The sequence below is a fragment of the Aquiflexum gelatinilyticum genome, assembly GCF_024813435.1.
Lineage (GTDB): Bacteria > Bacteroidota > Bacteroidia > Cytophagales > Cyclobacteriaceae > Cognataquiflexum > Cognataquiflexum gelatinilyticum.
This window is the reverse complement of the sequence record NZ_JANAEZ010000020.1, coordinates 1-1,290: the sequence shown is the minus strand read 5'-3', so window position 1 is coordinate 1,290 and position 1,290 is coordinate 1. Positions and strand designations below refer to the sequence as shown.

The window sequence follows — 1,290 nt, the reverse complement described above, 5'->3', positions numbered from 1 at the left end:
GAGACTGTTCAATTAACTGTGTCAATGTTTAATTTATTAAATTTTGACTATGAAAGAAAACGGAGATGAATTTGATTTCAAGGCATTTGCCAGACAGGCAGCAGATGCCCTACGCTCAGGCAAACCATTGGCAGGTAAAGACGGGGTATTTACTCCTATGCTTAAGATGATTATTGAATCCGCACTTGAAGGAGAGCTTGATGATCATTTGGATGAAACAAGAAAAGGGTCAAAAAACAGGCGGAATGGGCATGGAGCCAAAAACATTCAAAGCTCGTTGGGCGGCTTTGAAGTTTTGGCTCCCCGGGACCGCAATTCGAGTTTTGAGCCCCGGATCGTCGGCAAGCGGCAGCATAAGATAAGTTCGGACATAGACCAGCAGATCATAGCCCTTTTCGGCAGGGGCATGAGTTACAGGGATATCCAGCAACATGTCGGGGAGATGTACGGGATTGAAGTTTCGGAAGGTACGATTACTGCTATAACCGACAGGCTTTACCCGCAGATTGTTGATTGGCAGAGCAGGCCTCTGGAGAGTCTCTATCCGGTGGTATGGCTTGATGCCATGCATTTTAAGGTAAGAGAAGACGGTGTTGTCAAAACCAAAGCAGTATATTCCATTCTCGGTGTGACCAAGGATGGGCAGAAAGAAGTTCTGGGTGTTTATTTCGGTGACCACGAATCGAGCAGGTTCTGGCGCCAGGTACTCCACGAACTCAAATTGAGGGGAGTGAAGGATATTCTGGTCATATGCATTGACAATCTCAGCGGGTTTGCCGAAGCAGTGGAAGACGTTTTCCCCCAGACCGATGTCCAGCTCTGTCTGGTACACCAGATGAGAAACTCAATGAAATGTATCACAGAGAAAGATCTCAAACCTATGATCAGGGACCTTAAAAAGATCTACACTTCCGATAATGAAAAAACAGCCTTTCATTATCTGGAGGAAGCTGAGAGCCTTTGGGGCGAAAAGTACAGAGTGGTTTTTAAATCCTGGCACCGCAACTGGGACAAACTAACCAACTTTTACAAGTATCCCCCACAGCTCCGCAGACTGATCTATACGACCAATCCGATAGAAAGCTATCACAGGATGGTAAGGAAGGTTACCAAAACCAAAGGTGCATTCAGTTCAGAAAATGCTATCTTAAAGCAGATTTATCTCGCAACAATGAATGCTCAGACAAAATGGAACGGTTCAATATTCGCTTGGCCTTCCATACGAAAAGACCTAATTGCTTACTTTGATGAACGGTTTGAAGGAAATGACACAGTTTAATGAACACTCCC

At 45.0% G+C, this 1,290-nt stretch carries 1 protein-coding gene; it reads left to right on the top strand.

What is annotated here, in order from left to right; all coding sequences use genetic code 11:
- Positions 1-49 precede the first annotated feature (49 nt).
- Positions 50-1,279 (top strand): IS256 family transposase, encoded by a 1,230-nt coding sequence (locus tag NK987_RS21330; protein ID WP_259265497.1) that lies wholly within the window; start codon positions 50-52, stop codon positions 1,277-1,279.
- Positions 1,280-1,290 lie beyond the last annotated feature (11 nt).

Coding starts and splice junctions, on each gene's coding strand:
- NK987_RS21330 (WP_259265497.1), top strand. CDS start 50: ATGAAAGAAAACGGAGATGAATTTGATTTCAAGGCATTTGCCAGACAG.